Genomic DNA, 18723 nt, shown 5'->3' with positions numbered 1-18723 from the left:
TTCACGACTTTTTGTCGTGAACCTGTCCCGTTTCTGCTGAGCCTGTGGCCATGTGACGGCTGACTCGAGTTCAGCCTTCGAGCAACTTGGTCTTCTGCACCTTGCCCATGGCGTTTCGCGGCAATGCCTCGACGAAGCGGACCTCCCGCGGCCTCTTATGCGCCGAAAGGTACTCAGCCACGAAATCAATCGCCGCGCCCTCGTTGTCAAGCTCGCCCACGACGTACGCGACGATGCGCTGCCCCAGGTCGGCATCTGGAACACCAACAACCGCGGCTTCCTGGATTCCGGGGTGGGCTAGCAGTGCCGCCTCGACCTCACCCGCCCCGATGCGGTAGCCGCCCGACTTGATCAAATCGGTCGACTCCCGGCCGACTATACGGTGTGACCCGCCGCCGTCGATCGTCGCGATATCCCCCGTCCGGAACCAGCCATCGTCCGTGAAGCAAGCAGCTGTCGCTTCGGGACGGCCCGCATAACCGCTGAACAACATAGGGCCACGTACTTGTAACTGGCCAATGGACTCCCCGTCGTGCGGCACCGCGCCGCCTTCAGAAACGATGCGAGTTTCCGCGCCGCGCACCGGCAGACCCACCCATCCCGCACGGCGTTCTTCGTCCGCCCGCGCGCTCACGGTGATCAGCGTCTCTGTCATGCCATATCGCTCAACCAGGCGGTGCCCCGTGAGCGACGCTAGCTGCTCGAACACTGGCACCGGCAGCGCCGCGCTGCCCGACACGAGCAGTCGTGCCGCCGAAAGCGCCCGGGCGGCGGACGCGTCCCCCGCAACCCGGGACCACACTGTCGGGACGCCGAAGTACAGGGTGCCCCCGGCAGCCGCGTAGGCACCTGGGCTCGGCCGGCCCGTGTGAACGAGCGGGGAGCCCACCCGCAGCGCGCCGAGCACTCCCAGAACCAGTCCGTGCACGTGGAAGAGCGGCAAACCGTGGACAAGCCGATCATCCGGCGTCCACTGCCATGCCTCCGCAAGCGCGTCTAGCCCAGTCTCGATAGCCCGCCTGCTCAGCACGGCACCCTTCGGAGGTCCAGTCGTCCCGGATGTGTACATGATGAATGCCGGTGTGTCGGCGGAAGGCTCCGGCAACCGGTGCCAGTCACGGGCGTGCACCCGCACCGGTATCGCAGGGAGTTGCGGCACGTCCGGCGCCTCTGCAACCGCGGGCACGGGCCCAAGCCACACCTGTGCACGGGAATCACGGAGGATGTGGGACACTTCCGCGGGACCCGCATCCGGTGGCACCGGAACCACTGGGATACCGGCGAGCAGCGCTCCGGTCACCGCTACGATCGTGCGCGCTGACGGTGCCGCGAGAACGGCGACCACCCGGGCGCCTTGCACGCGGGCGGCCGCTGCGGTTGCCGCACCGAGAAGCGCCTCCCGGGAAAGCGTCTCACCATCGATCGTGACCACGCTCGTGTCACTGTCCCGGATTGCCGCATCGTGCAGTGAAGTCAGAAGCACGGTGCCAGCATAGTCGTCACAGCTCGCTGGCCCGCTTGGGAGGCTCGATTCCCAGTGCCGCGCACGCCATCTCGACCTGCTCGAACCCTTCCAAAATCACGGCTCCAGCGGCGTCAGCCGCTTCCGGAGTAGCCGCCACGTCAAGCATCACGCGTGCACGATCTAACAGGTCTTTCGCCCTGCGGAGATGTTGGTGTGCCACGTCATCGTCTTCTGCATGAATAGTGTCAACGGCGAAGGCGAGCTGCAGGTATGCGCTGCGCGCTTTCGCCTTCGCGTCGTCCGCTTGACGGGTTGTCTCCAGATTCTTGAGCAGTTTGCGTCCAGCCCCGAAAGCTGCGACGCCCACCCCGATGGCAATAGGAATTAGTGGCAGAGCCATCTCGCCCTCCTCTCGGCAACAGCACGGCACCCCGAGGCCCGCGGCCGCTCACCCTGCGCATGGACTGGACCGAATCGGTCAAAATACCGCCAGAGTCTACGACGCGAGCCTACGCGCTGCAGCGCTAATGCGCTCGTCCGTAGCTGTCAGCGCGATGCGCACATGCTCACTCCCCTGCGGCCCATAGAAATGGCCTGGAGCGGCAAGGATACCTCGCTCCGCGAGCCACGCGATGGTGTTCGCAGCCGGCTCACCCCGAGTCGCCCACAGATACAAACCTGCCTCAGAGTGGTCGATGCGGAAACCCGCTTCGACCACCGCGGCGCTCAGGATGTCACGCCGCTCGCGGTAGCGTTCTTTTTGCTCAGCCTCATGCTCGTCGACAGAGAGCGCCGCAGTGGCGGCCGCTTGGATAGGGAGCGGGACCATCATCCCCGCGTGCTTTCGCACTTCGAGCAGGTCGCTGACGAGTTCCGGATCGCCCGTCACAAAACCGGCGCGGTAGCTTGCGAGATTGGACGTCTTGGACAGCGAATGTACCGCCAGCAGACCGTCGAAAACCCCGTCGCACACTCGAGGATCCAGCAAGGACACCGGCTCAGCATCCCAGCCGAGGCCCAGATAACACTCGTCGGAAACGACGATGACACCGCGTTCCCGCGCCCACGCGACTACCTTGCGCAAATGTTCCACACCCAAAACTCGCCCTGTCGGATTCGACGGCGAGTTGAGGTAAATCATGCGTACCCGCTGCGGCCCGAGCGCAAAGACTCCATCCGCACGGACAACGTCAGCTCCGGCGAGAAGCGCACCAACCTCGTACGTGGGGTACGCGAGTTCCGGGATGACGACGGTATCGCCCCCTTGCACTGCAAGCAAGCGTGGGAGCCAGGCAATCAGCTCCTTCGTGCCGATCGCTGGCAGCACCGCGCTCGGCTCGATACCCGTGATGCCATACCGGCGCTGCAGCGACTCGGCAGCTGCGATGCGGAGTGCAGGCGTGCCGTGTGTCGTCGGATAGCCTGGCTGATCGGCTACCGCCGCAAGCGCTTCCCGAATGTGGGAAGCTACGGGATCTACCGGAGTCCCCACTGAAAGATCAACGATCCCATCGGGATACGCCTGCGCCCGGGCTTTCGCCTCAGCCAGGGAATCCCATGGAAAATCGGGAAGGGTGCGCGCTACCGGAGTTCGGTGCACCTCACTCCTCATTCATGGGCGGCAACTGCTTGACGAACGGCGGGTCGAACGGCTTCTTCCCGACCTTTGCAGCGCCCCCGGGAGAACCGAGTTCGTCGAAGAAGTCGACGTTCGCCTGGACATAGTCGTCCCACTCGTCCGGCACATCGTCCTCGTAGAAGATCGCCTCAACCGGACAGACAGGTTCACACGCACCGCAGTCCACGCACTCGTCGGGGTGGATGTAGAGCATCCGGTCCCCTTCGTAAATGCAGTCGACAGGGCACTCTTCAATGCATGCCTTGTCCAATAGATCGACACACGGCTCTGCAATGACATACGTCACAGCAGCTCTCCTGTCCTACTCACCGGCCCCTCGTTCTGGCCACCTGTCGGCTAACGCACGCCGCGGGCTGTGCGACGCGCGGGTTCTAGCGCTCCGGTTCGTCGGGCCCCCCGCAGTGGTCCCGCAACCGTGTTACCCCGCAACAGTGTTATCTGTGCCCCGTAACCGCCGAAGCATCCTCAAGCCTACCGGTGGTGCTCGCCTGCCCCATAATCTGGGCACCCACAGACCGTGGTATTCAGCGCACGACGATCGTGGTGGCCCCGACCGGCTCGTACGTCGTTGTGCGCTGCCGCACGGGACGCCCGATCCCAGTAGCGATCTCCTGTAGTTCAGCGACGGTCTTGGCGGATCCGTGCTGCGAGCCTGCCATCCGGGAAATCGTCTCTTCCATCAGCGTCCCGCCAAGGTCATTCGCACCGCCTTGCAGCATTGACCGCGTCCCGGTAACCCCGAGTTTGACCCAACTGGTCTGAATGTTTTCGATCCGCCCATGCAGCATGATCCGGGCCAGTGCGTGCACCGCGCGGTTATCGCGAATCGTGGGCCCCGGCCGCGCCGCACCCGCGAGATACAACGGCGCACTTTGGTGCACAAACGGCAGCGGAACGAATTCGGTGAATCCGCCGGTCTCGTCCTGAATTCGCTGCAAAACCCGCATGTGCCCGACCCAGTGACGGGGCTGATCGACATGGCCGTACATCATCGTCGAACTCGACCGCAAACCGACCTGATGCGCGGTCGTCACCACTTCGATCCACGTGCTAGCCGGGAGTTTTCCCTTCGTGAGGATCCACCTGATCTCATCGTCGAGGATTTCCGCAGCAGTGCCCGGAATGGTGTCAAGGCCCGCTTCGCGCAGCGCGCTGAGCCACTCCCGCACGCTCTGGCCGCCGCGGGACGCACCATTCACCACTTCCATCGGGCTGAAAGCATGGACGTGCATGCCCGGTACCCGTTCCTTGACCGCACGCACCAAGTCTGCGTAGCCCGTCACGGGGAGTTCGGGGTCGATCCCGCCCTGCATGCACACCTCGGTGGCGCCGGCGACGTGCGCTTCCCAGGCCCGGTCCGCGACGTCAGCCGTCGACAGCGTGAAGGCGTCAGCATCACCTTTTCGCTGCGCGAAGGCACAGAAACGGCAACCGGTGTAACAGATATTGGTGAAGTTGATGTTGCGGTTGATGACGAAGGTGACGTCGTCGCCGCATACGTCTCGGCGCAATCCGTCGGCGAGTTCTGCGAGGGCGTCTAGCGCGGGACCGTCAGCCAGCGCGAGGGCCACGTAGTCGTCGTCCGAGAGACCAGCCGGCGCTTTCTCAGCCCGGCGCAGCGCACCGGCCACGTCGCTGTCGACACGTTCGGGAGCCCGCACGGCACGAACCTGTTCACGTACGGATTCCCAGTCGCCGAAGGCGCTGGCCAAATCGCTGCGGTGCTCCGTTGCCCGGCCGGACACGTCGATCTGCTCGTGAAGATCGGTGCGTCCCTGTGACTCCCACGATTGATCTGGTTCCTGCCAGGGCTGACCCGCTGGCGTCACCTGCGCCGCCAAACCTGAAGTCGGGTCGGCCAGCGCGCTCACGTGCCGCCGCACACGGGGGTCGATCCACGGGTTGCCAAAACGCACATAGGGAGCGTGCACCGTCAGCCGCTCGGTAAGCCGGTACCCCGCCGCGGCGGTGAGTTCCGCAAGCGCATCGATGTTTGGCCAGGGACGCTCCGGATTGACGTGGTCCGGGGTGAGAGGCGACACCCCGCCCCAGTCGTCAATACCGGCCGCGACAAGGGCGCGGCATTCGGCGGGCGAGACCAGATTCGGCGGTGCTTGAACACGCATCGAAGGCCCCAGTACCAGCCGCGTAACCGCGACCGCGGCGATGAACTCGTCGATTTCCGCATCCGGTGCTGAACGCATCGCGGTGTCCGGCTTCGCCCGGAAGTTCTGCACGATCACTTCCTGGATGTGTCCGAACTGCTTGTGCGCGTGCCTGATCGCGAAAATGGATTGCGCCCGCTCGATCGGCGTCTCGCCAATTCCGACGAGGATCCCCGTGGTGAAGGGCACCGAGTGCCGCCCGGCGTCCATGAGCACCCGCAACCGTACGTCAGGATCTTTGTCCGGGCTGCCATAGTGGCACTCGCCCGGTGTGTCGAACAGCCGCCGAGACGACGTCTCGAGCATCATCCCCATTGACGGCGACACCGGTTTCAGTGCAGCTATCTCATCCCACGAGAGCACTCCAGGGTTGGCATGTGGCAGCAATCCGGTCTCCTCGAGCACCAGGATCGCCATTGCCCGCACGTATTCAAGGGTGGAGTCGTACCCGCGAGACTCAAGCCAGGCGCGCGCCTCCGGCCACCGCTCCTCCGGGCGGTCCCCGAGTGTGAACAGTGCTTCCTTGCAGCCGAGTTGCGCGCCGCGCCGGGCGATGTCGAGCACCTCGTCGGGGTCGAGGAACAAGGATTCACCGGCCGATCTCAGCTTCCCCGGCACCGTCACGAACGTGCAGTAGTGGCAGCGGTCCCGGCAGAGTCTCGTCAACGGGATAAACACCTTGCGCGAATACGTGATTGGCAAAGGAACCGCCGGGCCGTACGCGGCTTCGAGGCCCGCGTCGCGCACACGCGCCGCCGCGCTGCACAGTTCGGTCAGATCGTCACCGCGCAGTTGCAGCGCGACCGCCGCTTCGTCCGGGTTGAGAGTCACTCCGTCGCGGGCGCGCCGCAGCACACGGCGAATTGCGGAGGCGGGAGGGCCTGCGGAGGGTGAGTCCGGCGGGGTAAACGTCACCCCTCGATAATGCTCTAAAGACCGGGCAGCGACCAGCGTGGGGCAGGCGCGAACCCGTACAGTTGGGGTGAAGGCACGAGGATTTGGCCACGTCACGCGCCTGCCCTGCGGACAAATCCGGCACCTGCAAGCCACCAGAAAACGGCCATCAGAAAGTGGGGACGAGTGTCAGTCGAGCAACCCGACCGCATCCGGATGGCGGACCCCGCCTGGCGACCGAGCAAGAAGGCTCCGTTGCTGTGGGGGTTCAGTGCCGCGATCGGCTGGGGTTTCCTGCTGCTGGGACAAATGATCTGGGCTGGGCTCTCGGGTGACCCGGCGACCTGGCCGCACATCGCCGCGCTCGTCGCGACTCTCGTGCTCGCACCGCTGCACATCATCGGCGTGCCGTTATGGCGCTACCACGTCCACCGGTGGGAAATCAGTGATGAAGCCGTGTACACACGTCAGGGCTGGTTCGTGCAGGAACGCCGGATCGCGCCGATCTCCCGCGTGCAAACAGTCGATACCACACGCGGCCCGATCGACCGACTGCTTGGCCTGTCCACCGTCACTGTGACAACCGCCTCCTCTGCAGGCGCAGTGACGATCACCGCGCTCGACGAAGACGTCGCTGATCGCACAGTGCGCGAACTCACGGACATCGCGGCGCGCACACGGGGTGACGCAACGTGAGCGGTCCGACACCCCCCGGCGACCAGCCGGATCGACCGGCTGCCGTGCCGCAGGGCGAGCCCAGCGATTCGGCAGATGTATGGGCTCCCCCGTCACTGGACCGCACCGCACCGCATGCCCCTGACGACGAGACGACGAGTCCCGCTGACCAGGCAGTGCCATGGAAACAGCTCAACCCCCGAATGCTGCTTGTCAAGCCCATCACCGCCGGGTTCCGCGCACTGCCCGCGATCATCGTGCCATTATTCGTGGGCGCACAAACCGGTAACCCCACGTGGATCATCCTGGGTGCTGCCGCGTTCGTGTACGTCGCATGTATCGACTGGCTGATGACGCGGTACCGCGTCGGCCCGGAACACGTGCAGCTCAAAACGGGGCTGATCAGCCGCAACGTCCTCTCGATCCCCCGCTCACGGATTCGGTCTGTTGATGTTCGAGCGACCGTACTGCACCGCATGCTGGGGCTGGCCGTCCTGCGAATCGGAACCGGTCAGCGCTCAGCCGGGTTATCTGGCAGCAGTTTCGAACTCGACGCGATCGCCGCGAAGGATGTGCCCGAACTCCGCGAGGTCCTCCTGGCGGGCGTCCGGGCCGCAGCTGATGACAGCGACGCGCCGGGCACCGCAGCGGACGACAGCTCAATCGGCCCTGCCGCGGAACGTGCTGCCGGACAGCGCACGCCCGGGCCCGAGCTCGCGCACTGGAAGCGCGCGTGGACGTGGTATGCACCCTTCGGATTCACTGGAGTGTTCATCATCCTCGCCGGTCTGGGGCTGTTCTTTCAGTCGGGTGCCGTCTACGAACGGCTGCTCGATACGCAGTTCATCGCCGAGAGCGCTGACGCGGTGCGCGACGTCAACCCCTTCCTGGCTGGGACAGCTGCAATAGCGGGGCTCGTGATTGTCGCCAGCCTGATCGCCATGGCGCAATACTTTTTGACCTACTCCGGCTTCACCCTCCACGACGACGGCCGCACGCTGCGCGTGCATCATGGCTTGCTCAATACACGTGAAAGCACCCTGGACCGCCGCCGCTTGCGTGGCGTCACAATCGAGAACCCGCTGCTGCTGCGCGCCGCTGGTGGCGCCCGCGCACGCGCGATCATGACTGGGCTTCGCGACGCTTCCGGTGAATCCTCGCTGATCCTGCCGGACGCGCCGCAGCGACGGGCGCGCGAGGTGTTTGGCGCCGTGCTCCACGATGGTGAACTCGCCCGCACCCCACTGCGCCGTCATGGGCCGAAAGCCCTGCAGCGGCGGCTCTTTCGGGCGTTGATCCTGCCGTTGCTCGCGGTAGCCGGGATGCTCGTCGTGGAGAACACGATCGCTGGTCTGCCGCGGTGGGCGTGGGTGCTCGCGGCCGTTATCGTGGCGCTGTCGGTGTTCCTGGGTATTGATCGCTACCGTGCGCTAGGGCACGCGACACCGGCTGGCTGGCTCATCTGCCAAAGCGGCTCACTCACGCGGTCCCGAGACTGTGTCGCGGCGCAGGGCATCATCGGGTGGACGATCACTCAGACCTTCTTCCAGCGCCGCGCAGGCCTCGCAACCGTGACAGCGGCGACCCCAGCCGGCCGGGGTGCGTACTCGGTGGAAGACATGCCCGCAGTGGATGCCTGGGATCTGATCGAGTCCGTGACGCCGGGCATGAGCCGGACGTTTCAGCGTGACAGCCAATTTCCGCGGTCGCCGGAGCGGTGTGCCGGGTCGAACTGAACCATGTCACGAAATAGCCAGAACCCAACCGGCACCAGGCCACCGAGGACGAGGAACAGCCCCCGCGCGTCCGCAGCCGGAATCACCATGTCGCCGCCAGGTCCCCCCGCATAGGCGAGCAGTACCGCGATCATCCATGCCGCGACGGGAACCGCTGCCATCGCACGCCCGAAACCGAGCCTGCGCGCCGCCTCCACAAGCACGATATTGCCGACCGCGCTCACAAAGACGGACAGCGGAAATGGCACTCCCCCAACGTAACTGGGCAGAAAAAACACCGACACGAGGCCGAGGATGAATCCGTCGACGCACAGCACCGCAACGATGATGTAGTCGAGCCTGGTGAGATTTTCTGGATCACCGTAGGGCAGGCGCGCCGAGCGCGCGGCGTCAGCTACTCCGCGTAAATTGAGCCGCCGGCCATCCGTTTGCGTCCCATCAGCCAACCGGCGGATAACCCATCTGCGTGAGGTAGGCGCTCACCGAATCGACCCAGGCGTAAATGGCGCCCCAGTATGCCTCGGAAATCTCCGCCTCGTAGCGGACTGGATCCATGATCCACGCAATGATGTCCATCTCGTAACCTCCCACGGTCTTATTGGACAGCGTAGCGGGTGGTGTCGTGTCACAACCCAGCGAAGAGGTCTGTTTCATCGACAACCCCATCCAGCAGGGTGCCTTTGCACCCAGCGCCCGTGCGGACGAGCACGAAGTGCTCCTCGGCGAGGACAGGTTGCGCAATCTTGTTGGAGAGGGCGAACGCCATCCCATTCGCGGCCAGGGTCACTTGCGTCGCGTGCGCGCGCAGCGCGGCCCGCTTGGCGGCGAGGACGCTCGACACATCGATCCTCGTGGTGATCTGCTCGTCGGGAAACCTGCCGAGGCCATCTGCGGGGGCATGCACCCAGCCCTCGGGAACGCCCTTCAATGCGCGGGCTGCAGCCTGCGCATATGCCCGGCCCGCCACAGCCCAATACAGCTTCGGGACGTCCCACCCGCGTTCTTGAGCCCGGACGACCGCGGCGTTCGTGACGGCATGCACCCGCATGTGGTCCGGGTGCCCGTAGGTACCGTCAGGGTCGTATGTGGTAACAACGTGCGGCTGAAAATCGGTGATCAGCGCTGCGAGTTCTTCCGCCGCGAGCGACAGATCCGCGTTGACGAACGCGCGCGGATTTTGGCTTGACGGCATATCTGCCATGCCAGAATCACGGAACCTGCCCGCACCGCCAAGGAAGCGCGGAGTTATTGCTGGCCGATTCCCGCTCAGCGCAGCAAGCGCCTGTGTCAGTTCGAGTATTCGGTAACCCCCAAGCTGATCGGCTGCGTCCGCGCACAGCTGCGCGTATTCCTGCCCAATCACCTCACCTTCCTCGCCGAGCGTGCAGGTAACCACCCGCACCTCAGCGCCGTCGCGAAGGTAACGAGCGATCGTTCCGCCGGTGATCAGGGTTTCGTCATCTGGGTGCGCATGCACGAACAGCACCCGCTGCGGCCGGACAGTCATCGGGGCAACCTCACCCACTCGGCGGCCGAGCTGAACACTCCGACCGGGACAGGAACGTCGAGTTCGACACCGGTGACCACATCAGTGGCGGCAAGAAGTGTCGCATCCTGCAAAATCGGCACCACCGCCCCGAGCTGCCAGAGCTGTGATTCGATGGATGGCAGAACACCGTGCAGATCCTGGCGGCCCGTCAGTACCGCCGCGACGGTATCGCTGAGGGCTGGCTCGCACGCGCCAGACAGGTTGCTGGGCGCGCGCACGACGTCACGCACTCGCGCTCTACCCTCGTCAGGCTGATCGGAGTTGCTGTCCTCAGCGGTGGGATCATCAGGTTCGGCGCCCCGTCCGGGCTCGGCGGGAACGTCCACGGGCGGACACGCCCAGCGCGATGCCAGTACTGTTGCCGGGTCGTACCCCGCCTGAACCCAACCGACGACAGCGTCGACCTCGCCACCAGTGAGCGCATCCCCGTAAAGTCGTGCGGGAGCCATTTCAGTGACGCGCGGGCGGACCCCATTTTGCCGCAATTGATCGGCCGCGGTGTTCGCGACAGCGCGGGCCGCTTCATCGCCTGCGGGAACGCCAAGCACGACAGTGAGTGCGGCACCGGTCGGTTCGCCATCCCGGCGCAGCACGCCGTCGACAAGTTCGTAACCGGCATCCGCCAGGACAGTTATTGCTTCCTCGTACCGCATCCGGCTCGGGGCTGTTGGTGTATAGGACGGTGATGAAGGCGGGGTGAGCTGTGCCTGAGCGGGGGCGACAGTCGCGGCACCACCACCTCCGACTGTCGCCAGAACATCAGTGTCGAGAAAGCTGATAAGTGCGTTGCGCACGTTCTGGTCATCCAGTGGTTCTACACGTGTGTTCAGCACGAGTTGCAGCGCCCGAGTCTGATAATTGCGCGCACTGTCTAGCCCGGCGATCGCGGAAAGCTGAGCTTGCAAAGCCGCTCCGCCATGCACATCTGCTATCTGGGCGTCCTGGCTGCGCAGCGTATCCGCGATCTGCGCTGGAGTCCCGCCCCTCCGCAGATGTATTTGATCTAGCCGCGCCGGCACGTCCCAGAAGCGGTCATTGCGTTCGAGCCGAATGTCGTCGCGCCCGCGGTCCACCCGATCGATGTGAAACCGCGAACCGGAAACTGGAATCGTCTCAGTGAGGCCCGCATCAAAACCGCCTGGCGAGTCTTTAATGAGGTGCGCTGGCAGCAAGTAGGTAAAAAGCTCGCGCCACGCGGGGTATGGCTGCCGGAAGCGTACTGTCACAGTTTTTCCGCCGGACGACGACGCGATCGACTCGATGAGGTCATACCCCGCGGGGTCAACCACACCTGGCTGCGTTGTCATCTGCCGCCACAGGTACTGAAAGTCCTCGGCTGCGATCGGTGCGGCATCAGACCACTGCGCCTCATTCCGCAGCACGTATTCGACTGTGAACGGGTTCTCGCCCGATCCGTCTTCGATGACGTCCGCGGACACGATGAGTGAGGGGTCTGCCTCCCAGACAAATCCCCCAGGAGCATCCGGATCTTGTACCGGGCGGAAGGGACTCGGCAGGACCAGATCCGCGACTGCCCGGCTCACCGGCGATAGGTGAGACAGCAGATGCGGATTAAAGCCAAGACCGATGTCGTCGATAGCGACGACGACTTCGTTGGACACTGGCGGCGGCTGCCTCGTCGGCGTCACTGTTCCGGTGCTTTCGATCGGGGGCGGCGGGCTCGCCGTGCAACCGGTGAGTACGAGCGCTAGTGCAGCCGCTCCACTGGTGCATGCGGTGGCAATTCGGCTTCGCCGCGCACACCGCGCTGCCCGGGACCTCCGCACTGAACCTCCCCTGCCCGTGAATTCCGCCGCCTGGCCCACCTTCTCTGCAATCGTGCCACGGGTACGTAACAGTGGCACGCACCCTCGCAGGGTCGCGCCGTGACGCAAGCGAACCGTGGATCAGCTAGACACTGCGGCGTTGTCCCGCGCTTTCGCCCGTGAGCGCTCCCGGGCACGTTCGGTGCCACCGAGCACAACTTTACGGACACGCACGACGTCTGGCCCCACTTCGACACACTCGTCACCGGAACAGAATTCGAGTGCACCCTCGAGGTCGAGCCGCGCAGCGCGCTGCAGCCGCTCGAGCTCATCTCCAGTAGACGAGCGCATGTTCGTCAGCTTTTTCTCTTTGGTGATGTTCACGTCGAGATCCTCGGCACGCGGGTTTTCACCGATCACCATGCCTTCGTAACAGGCGTCGCCCGGCTCAACGAAGAAGCTGCCGCGATCCTGAAGCTGAAGCAGTGCGTACGTCGTGACGGCTCCGGCCCGGTCAGACACAAGGGAACCCGTGTGCCGGCTGCGAATCTCGCCTGCCCACGGCGCATATCCCGCCGAGTGGCTGTTGGCGATACCCGTGCCGCGCGTCTCGGTGAGGAACGCTGTGCGGAATCCGATGAGCCCACGTGCAGGGACCGTGAATTCCATGCGTACCCAACCTTGGCCGTGGTTGGTCATGTGGTCCATGCGGCCCTTGCGCGCGGCCATCAGCTGGGTGATCGCCCCCAGAAACTCCTCTGGGGCGTCGATGGTGAGCGCCTCGTAAGGCTCCTGAATCTTGCCATCGACGACTCGCGTCACCACCTGCGGCTTGCCGACCGTCATTTCGTAGCCTTCGCGGCGCATCGTTTCGACGAGGATGGCAAGTGCAAGTTCGCCGCGGCCTTGCACCTCCCACGCGTCGGGACGTTCGGTCGGGAGCACGCGAAGCGAGACGTTGCCGATCAACTCCTGATCGAGACGGGCCTTCAGCAAACGTGCGGTCAGCTTCGTTCCACCGTTGCGCCCGGACAGCGGCGAGGTATTCGTGCCAATGGTGACGGAAATCGCAGGTTCATCCACCGTGATACGTGGCAGCGCGACCGGATTTTCGGGTGCCGCGAGAGTATCGCCGATCATGATGTCCTCGATGCCCGCGACAGCCACAATGTCACCGGCCTCAGCGACCTCGGCGGGAACACGGGTGACCCCCTCCGTGCGGAGCAGCTCGGTGAGGCGGACCTGCTTGACCTCGCCGTCACCGCGCAGCCACGCTACGGTCTGCCCTTTGCGGAGCCGCCCGTTGTGCATCCGAACCAGCGCGATCCGGCCCAGGAACGATGAGGCGTCGAGGTTGGTGACATGTGCCTGCAGGGACGCTTCCGGATCCGCTTTCGGAGCCGGAACGTACTCGACGAGAAGATCGAACAACGGCTGAATATCTGGGGAATCAGGCTCTTCGCCATCTGCGGGAGCGGCCAGGCTCGCTTTGCCACTGCGGGCGCACGCGTACACTACTGGCAATTCAAGAGCATGCTCAGCCGCAGCGGCGGCCTGCTCGTCCTCGAGGTCCGACGCGAGGTCAAGGAGCAGGTCGTGCACCTCGTCGACCACTTCGGCGATGCGGGCGTCTGGCCGGTCGGTCTTGTTGACCACCAAAATTACCGGCAGTGCGGCTTCGAGCGCCTTGCGCAGCACGAACCGGGTTTGTGGGAGCGGACCCTCGCTCGCATCAACCAGGAGCACCACTGCGTCGACCATCGACAAGCCACGCTCCACCTCACCGCCGAAATCCGCGTGTCCGGGAGTGTCGATCACATTGATGATCACTTCACTGCCGTCTGGATTGGTACGGCGGACCGCGGTGTTCTTAGCCAGAATGGTGATGCCTTTTTCACGCTCGAGATCGCCGGAGTCCATCACCCGCTCGACGAGTTCGGCGCGCTCAGCAAATGCGCCCGACTGGCGCAGCATCGCATCAACCAGGGTGGTCTTACCGTGGTCGACGTGCGCGACGATAGCAATGTTGCGGAATGCGGTGTTGCGGAAATCCGCGCTGCTCGACGACACAGACGACACACAAGCTCCTGTACATGAAAGGGGTAACCGCGAGGCGGCGCGATACAGCCCGAGGGGTTTTTCGTTCAAAGGCCAGCCGCAGGCCCTAGCAAGGATAGCGGGATTTGGCGCGTGACGCTCAATCGGTGCGGAGGCGAACGCCGACAAGCTCACTCAAGTGAGGGGACCCTACACTAAGTAAGCTACCCTGGCCTGACTGGAGAACGTTCGCAACCGTCCCTCGTCACGGGAGATCGCGCATGGGCAAGGTGAAGGCCTCGAAGGTCAGCAGCCTGAAACCAAAGAAGAAGTGCTGTCGCAGCAAAACCCGCTGCCTGCGCTGCCCTTACGTCATCGCCAAAATGAAGAAATACGAGGCCGCTGGCATCACGGGCGGTGAACTCAAAAAGTGCCTCAAGAAGGCGCGCGCGGCCTAGTGCTCCGCCATCGCCTCACACAAATCGTCGATCCACACACGGTCGTTGGGGACGAGATCAGCCTCACGCAGTTCAGCGGCGGTGAACCAGCGCACATCCGCATGCTCTCGCGGTTCAGGGACACCCTCGATCAGCTGGACCAGATACGCGCGCAGCACGTAACCATTGTCTGTTCCGGCCGGGGCGATCAGCACATCTGCGCCGATCCGCGGGCCAATCGCGCTCGTTACCCCCAGTTCTTCCTCTAACTCACGCCGCAGCGCCTCGGCAGGCAACTCGCCCTCGTGCACCTTTCCGCCCGGCAGTTCCCATTGCCCCGCGAGATCGGGCGGGTACGTCCGCTGCGCGAGAAGAATCGTGCCGTTTTGCACGATCGCCGCCGCCGTGACTTCCTGACGATCGTCACTTGCGGCACTGCCCGCGGCCACTTCATCGGACATGGCTGTCCGCCTGGACAGGTCTGATCACGCCGGTCCTGCGTCCGTCGAGGCCGAGCCGTACAACTTCACCAATGCCGCCTACTAGTACCTCGTCGTGCACCGCACCTCTCGCGGCGAACTCACCATGGCCGTCGATCACTACACGCAAGCGCAGCCCGTCCGGCAGCACAGCGAGCGACGTGACCACCCCCGTGATGGGGCCGTGCCGGGCAACCACCAGCGAGTCAGCGCTCAGTGCCAGCTCGGCCGGCCCATCCGGAACGTCGACGCTTGTCGCGCCGAGGGCGCTACGCGCCACGCCGTGCTCGACCTCTGCCGGGACGATGCTCGTGTAACCGAGGAAGCTGGCCACCGCACGGTCAGCGGGGGCGCTCCACAACTTGCGCGGCGGGGCGATCTGACGAATCCGCCCGTCAATGATGACTGCTATCTCGTCCGCGAGAAACGCAGCTTCTGACTGATCGTGAGTGACGACGAGCGCAGGAGTTCCAGAGTCTGCGACGATCCGGCGGATGTCCATCGCCAGCCGTTCCCGCAACCCCTTGTCCAGCGCTGAAAGCGGCTCGTCGAGCAGCAGAAGCCGCGGGTGCGGAGCCAGCGCCCGTGCCAGCGCGACCCGCTGTGCCTCGCCGCCAGACAGCTGGTCAACCCGCCTGTTCTCGTAGCCGTGCAGCCCGACGAGCGCCAGGAGCTCGGCTACCCGCGCGTCCCGGGCATCACGCGGGAGCACCGAGTTTTGCCCAGGGCGCCGGATCGTCAGACCATAGGCGACATTGCCCGCCACCGTGCGGTGCGGAAACAGCTGTCCATCCTGGAACACAAGTCCGATGTTCCGGCGGTGCACCGGGACTTCAGATATATCCGTCCCAGCAAACGTGATTCGCCCCGTCAGGAGCGGCTCGAGACCCGCGATCGCACGGAGTACGGTCGACTTCCCCGACCCGGAAGGGCCGAGCAGCGCTACGACGGAGGAGCCCGCAGAAAAACGCAAATTAGCGTCATCGACCGCGAGGTGCTCCCCGTATCGAACCGTCACCGAGTCCAGAACCAGCATCAAAACTCCCCTACGTCGCGGATCCGCACAACTTCGATCAGCGCGACAACAGCGGCCGTCACCGCCACCAGCAACACAGCACCCGACAGCGCTACCGACATGTTCTCCACCCCGGGACGCCCGATCATCCGCCCGATGAGCACCGGCAGCGTCGGGTCACCCGCACGAGCTAAGAACGATGTTGCCCCGAATTCACCCACCGTGACAACAAACGCGAAACCAGCGGCCGCCGCGATCGAGCGGGCGACGAGCGGTAAGTCGATCGTGAACCACACGCGTACCGGTGACGCACCGAGGACAGCTGCGCCCTCTCGCAGCCGTGCGCTCACGGTGCGCATGGCAGGCAACACGATGCGCACCACCAGCGGTACAGCAACCAGCGCTTGCGCGATCGGAATCAGCAGTGCGGAACTGCGAAGATCTCCCGGCAGCCGCCCCAGCGTAATAAGAAAACCAAACCCAACAGTGACCGCGCTGATGCCCAGGGGAATCAGAATCGCACCGTCCGCAATCCATGCGAAACGGCCCCGGGCCTGCGCGATCGCGATCGCGGCAAGCACTCCCACGACGAGTGCGAGTATTGCCGCGTCCGTCGCGGTACGCAGCGAGAGCAGCGCCGCGTCGATGCCGCTCACTCCCGCGCGCGTCTGTGTGAGCAAGCGGTAGCCCTCGATGCTCCACTCACCGCGCGGCCGCAGCGACCGGATGAGCAACGCCACAGGCGGAACGACCAGCAGAACACCAACGAGCATCAGCACCGCACCAACACTGAACCATTGCCTGCCGCGCGGGCGGCGCGACGTCGCGTCCATCGGCCGCAGGGAAAGGCCCCGTTCGCGACCGCGTCGCGTCAGCGTGGCAACCGTGATCGCCCCCGCGATCGCGAGCATCTGCAGCAGGGAAAGCGCGGCGGCCATCCGCAGATCGAAAACCTGAACCGTCTGAAAGTAGATTTCGGTCTCGAGGGTGCGGTACCGCGTCCCGCCGAGAACCAGCACCACACCGAAACTGGTCGCACAGAAGAGGAACACAACCGCTGCGGCCGACACGATCGCCGGCGCGAGGGCCGGCAGCGTCACTGTACGAAAAGCTCGCAGCGGGGAGGCGCCAAGGCTGCGGGCCGCCTGCTCCGTCCGTGGATCGAGGTGAGCCCACACGGAGCCGACAGTCCGGGCCACCACAGCGACATTGAAGAAGACATGAGCAAGCAGAATCGCCCATATGGTGCCGTCAAGGCCCGCGAAACCGAGCATGCCGCCCTCGGAGAGCAGTGCGCGGAACGCGATCCCGACCACCACTGTGGGGAGGACGAAAGGGACTGTGACGATCACGCGCAGCAGAGTGCGACCGGGCAACTGCACGCGTGCGAGCAACCAGGCCACCGGCAACCCCGCCGCCACAGTCAGCAGTGTCGACGCAGCAGCCTGGCCCACCGTGAAACCGGCGATATTCCACACCGAGGGACGGGACAGCAGTTCGACCATTCCGAGCGGATCAAAGCGGCCGGTCTCGTCGGCGAGGCCCCGGTACACGATGGCGCTGACCGGCCACGCGAAGAAGACGAGCAGAAAGACGAGCGGAGCGATGCCGATCAGCAGAGCTGGCGGCACCGTTCGCCGCCGCGGCGACAGCGTCGTCATCCCACCACGATGTCACGCCATTGGGTGATCCACACGTCGCGATTCGCGTCGATCAGCTCCGGGTCGAGCAGCCTTGGTGCTGCAGGCTTCGGCGCGTACTGTTCGAACGCGTCAGGCAGCCGAGTTCCCGGTACGGCGGGAAACACGTACATGTTCTCAGGGAATGCCTCCTGCACCTCGTCACTGAGGAGAAACTCAATCACCTGCTGCGCGCCGCTCGGGTTTCGTGCGCCTTCCAGTACGCCCGCGTACTCGATTTGCCGGAAGCACGTGTCCTCCAGTGCCCGGGTAGGCGGCGGCGTCCCGTCCGCCCCCGCCTCCGCCGGAGGTGACGACGCGTACGACACCACCACGGGCCGTGGTCCTTCGCCCTCCGAACCAGAAAAGTCTACGTAATAGGCTTGCGACCAGCCGTCGGCCACGTGCACGCCGTTGTCACGCAAGGCGCGCCAGTAGTCCTGCCAGCCGTCTTCACCGAACTCGTCGATCGTCGCGAGCAGGAACGCAAGACCTGGCGAGGATGTGCCAGGGTTCTGTACGACAGTGAGGTCCCGGTACTCCGGCCGCAACAGGTCGCCGAAAGTCTCGGGTTCGTCGAGCCCGCGCTCAGCGAAGTAGCGGGTATCGATATTGAGGCAGACGTCGCCGTAGTCGATGGGTGTCAGCGCGGCCGAATCCGGATACCTCAGCTCGTCCGGCACAGTGACACTGGCCTCATAGTCAGCGAAAACGTCCGCGTGCACAGCACGTGACGCGAACGTGTTGTCGACCCCGAACGCGACGTCTCCGATCGGATTGTCTTTGGTGAGCACCAGCGTGGTGACGAGTTCGCCAGCGTCTGCCTGCGCACGGTGATCGATGCGGATTCCGGTGTCCGCAGTGAATTGCTCCATAAGTTCATTCGGCAGCGTGAACGAATCGTGCGTGAGAAGCACGACGACGTCATCATCGGGTTCCTCGCCGCCACCAGCCAGGGTGCAGCCTGGCAGCAGCGGCAGAAGGACGCAGAGCGGCAGTACACCTGCTGCGCGGCGTGTTCGCGTGCGCCAAACCGAACTCATGAATCCCCACTTCCGTTCTGCTTCAGGGCCCGCGGCCGGCACGGCGGGGCCGCAGGTAGGACTTTAGCCGCTACACGCCGCTGATCAGCCGCATGTGATCTAACCCCCCACAAAGGACCGGCCCGAGGAGGACAATAGGGGACC

Annotated in this window: 17 protein-coding genes; 3 read left to right on the top strand and 14 right to left on the bottom strand. The window is 64.7% G+C overall.

Features of this window, described 5'->3' with window-relative positions:
• Positions 1-70 precede the first annotated feature (70 nt).
• The 5 genes from ONR57_RS17500 to ONR57_RS17480 form a co-directional block, all read right to left on the bottom strand.
• Positions 71-1483, bottom strand: coding sequence for an acyl-CoA synthetase (locus ONR57_RS17500; RefSeq protein WP_265124805.1), 1413 nt, complete (start codon positions 1481-1483; stop codon positions 71-73).
• Between the two features lie 16 nt (positions 1484-1499).
• Entirely contained in the window at positions 1500-1865 is a 366-nt protein-coding gene (locus ONR57_RS17495) for a hypothetical protein (RefSeq protein WP_265124804.1), read from the bottom strand.
• A 96-nt stretch (positions 1866-1961) separates the two neighbouring features.
• The gene (gene dapC / locus ONR57_RS17490; RefSeq protein ID WP_308198707.1) at positions 1962-3065 is read right to left on the bottom strand and encodes a succinyldiaminopimelate transaminase; all 1104 of its coding nucleotides are present in this window, start codon (positions 3063-3065) and stop codon (positions 1962-1964) included.
• Position 3066: 1 nt separating this feature from the next.
• Positions 3067-3390, bottom strand: coding sequence for a ferredoxin (gene fdxA / locus ONR57_RS17485; protein ID WP_265124802.1), 324 nt, complete (start codon positions 3388-3390; stop codon positions 3067-3069).
• Between the two features lie 238 nt (positions 3391-3628).
• Positions 3629-6184 carry a bifunctional FO biosynthesis protein CofGH gene (locus ONR57_RS17480; protein ID WP_265124801.1) on the bottom strand — a complete coding sequence of 852 codons (2556 nt, stop codon included), beginning with the start codon at positions 6182-6184 and terminating at the stop codon, positions 3629-3631.
• Between the two features lie 195 nt (positions 6185-6379).
• Here ONR57_RS17480 and ONR57_RS17475 point away from each other — a divergent pair, with 195 nt between their 5' ends.
• On the top strand, positions 6380-6859 hold the full coding sequence (locus ONR57_RS17475) for a PH domain-containing protein (RefSeq protein WP_265124895.1): 480 nt from the start codon (positions 6380-6382) through the stop codon (positions 6857-6859).
• Positions 6856-8574, top strand: coding sequence for a PH domain-containing protein (locus ONR57_RS17470; RefSeq protein WP_265124800.1), 1719 nt, complete (start codon positions 6856-6858; stop codon positions 8572-8574). Before ONR57_RS17475 ends, ONR57_RS17470 begins: the two co-directional genes overlap by 4 nt.
• On the opposite strand, the gene ONR57_RS17465 is transcribed toward ONR57_RS17470, so the two are convergent.
• The 5 genes from ONR57_RS17465 to typA form a co-directional block, all read right to left on the bottom strand.
• Positions 8520-9020, bottom strand: coding sequence for a hypothetical protein (locus ONR57_RS17465; protein WP_265124799.1), 501 nt, complete (start codon positions 9018-9020; stop codon positions 8520-8522). The two genes, ONR57_RS17470 and ONR57_RS17465, sit on opposite strands and share 55 nt — an antisense overlap.
• Positions 9013-9165 carry a hypothetical protein gene (locus ONR57_RS17460; RefSeq protein WP_265124798.1) on the bottom strand — a complete coding sequence of 51 codons (153 nt, stop codon included), beginning with the start codon at positions 9163-9165 and terminating at the stop codon, positions 9013-9015. Before ONR57_RS17460 ends, ONR57_RS17465 begins: the two co-directional genes overlap by 8 nt.
• 34 nt (positions 9166-9199) lie before the next feature.
• Positions 9200-10081 (bottom strand): N-acetyl-1-D-myo-inositol-2-amino-2-deoxy-alpha-D-glucopyranoside deacetylase, encoded by an 882-nt coding sequence (gene mshB / locus ONR57_RS17455; protein WP_265124797.1) that lies wholly within the window; start codon positions 10079-10081, stop codon positions 9200-9202.
• A complete protein-coding gene (locus tag ONR57_RS17450) occupies positions 10078-11868 on the bottom strand; it encodes an ABC transporter family substrate-binding protein (protein WP_374116482.1) in 1791 nt (596 codons plus the stop codon). The genes mshB and ONR57_RS17450 overlap by 4 nt, the downstream gene beginning before the upstream one ends.
• A 162-nt stretch (positions 11869-12030) precedes the next feature.
• On the bottom strand, positions 12031-13959 hold the full coding sequence (typA, locus tag ONR57_RS17445; protein ID WP_265124894.1) for a translational GTPase TypA: 1929 nt from the start codon (positions 13957-13959) through the stop codon (positions 12031-12033).
• A 248-nt stretch (positions 13960-14207) separates the two neighbouring features.
• On the opposite strand from typA, the gene ONR57_RS17440 reads away from it, so the two are divergent.
• The gene (locus tag ONR57_RS17440) at positions 14208-14384 is read left to right on the top strand and encodes a hypothetical protein (protein WP_265124795.1); all 177 of its coding nucleotides are present in this window, start codon (positions 14208-14210) and stop codon (positions 14382-14384) included.
• Here ONR57_RS17440 and ONR57_RS17435 read toward each other — a convergent pair.
• The 4 genes from ONR57_RS17435 to ONR57_RS17420 are packed head-to-tail and all read right to left on the bottom strand — an operon-like array spanning position 14381 to position 18579.
• The gene (locus tag ONR57_RS17435; protein WP_265124794.1) at positions 14381-14824 is read right to left on the bottom strand and encodes an NUDIX domain-containing protein; all 444 of its coding nucleotides are present in this window, start codon (positions 14822-14824) and stop codon (positions 14381-14383) included. The two genes, ONR57_RS17440 and ONR57_RS17435, sit on opposite strands and share 4 nt — an antisense overlap.
• Complete coding sequence (locus tag ONR57_RS17430) at positions 14814-15878, bottom strand: ABC transporter ATP-binding protein (protein ID WP_265124793.1); 1065 nt, start codon at positions 15876-15878, stop codon at positions 14814-14816. Before ONR57_RS17430 ends, ONR57_RS17435 begins: the two co-directional genes overlap by 11 nt.
• Positions 15878-17518, bottom strand: coding sequence for an iron ABC transporter permease (locus ONR57_RS17425; protein WP_265124792.1), 1641 nt, complete (start codon positions 17516-17518; stop codon positions 15878-15880). Before ONR57_RS17425 ends, ONR57_RS17430 begins: the two co-directional genes overlap by 1 nt.
• Positions 17515-18579: a thiamine ABC transporter substrate binding subunit gene (locus ONR57_RS17420; protein ID WP_265124791.1), complete on the bottom strand. Its 1065-nt coding sequence runs from the start codon at positions 18577-18579 to the stop codon at positions 17515-17517. The genes ONR57_RS17425 and ONR57_RS17420 overlap by 4 nt, the downstream gene beginning before the upstream one ends.
• Positions 18580-18723 lie beyond the last annotated feature (144 nt).

The sequence above is a fragment of the Hoyosella sp. YIM 151337 genome (genome assembly GCF_026041215.1).
GTDB lineage: Bacteria > Actinomycetota > Actinomycetes > Mycobacteriales > Mycobacteriaceae > Hoyosella.
Note: the sequence above shows the minus strand (reverse complement) of the source record. Positions and strands in the feature narration are given on the sequence as shown.

Excerpts from the sequence above, each read along its gene's own strand:
- ONR57_RS17475 (WP_265124895.1), top strand. The coding sequence starts at position 6,380 with ATGGCGGACCCCGCCTGGCGACCGAGCAAGAAGGCTCCGTTGCTGTGG.
- ONR57_RS17440 (WP_265124795.1), top strand. The coding sequence starts at position 14,208 with ATGGGCAAGGTGAAGGCCTCGAAGGTCAGCAGCCTGAAACCAAAGAAG.
- ONR57_RS17425 (WP_265124792.1), bottom strand. The coding sequence starts at position 17,518 with ATGACGACGCTGTCGCCGCGGCGGCGAACGGTGCCGCCAGCTCTGCTG.
- ONR57_RS17435 (WP_265124794.1), bottom strand. The coding sequence starts at position 14,824 with ATGTCCGATGAAGTGGCCGCGGGCAGTGCCGCAAGTGACGATCGTCAG.
- ONR57_RS17430 (WP_265124793.1), bottom strand. The coding sequence starts at position 15,878 with ATGCTGGTTCTGGACTCGGTGACGGTTCGATACGGGGAGCACCTCGCG.
- mshB (WP_265124797.1), bottom strand. The coding sequence starts at position 10,081 with ATGACTGTCCGGCCGCAGCGGGTGCTGTTCGTGCATGCGCACCCAGAT.
- ONR57_RS17420 (WP_265124791.1), bottom strand. The coding sequence starts at position 18,579 with ATGAGTTCGGTTTGGCGCACGCGAACACGCCGCGCAGCAGGTGTACTG.
- ONR57_RS17495 (WP_265124804.1), bottom strand. The coding sequence starts at position 1,865 with ATGGCTCTGCCACTAATTCCTATTGCCATCGGGGTGGGCGTCGCAGCT.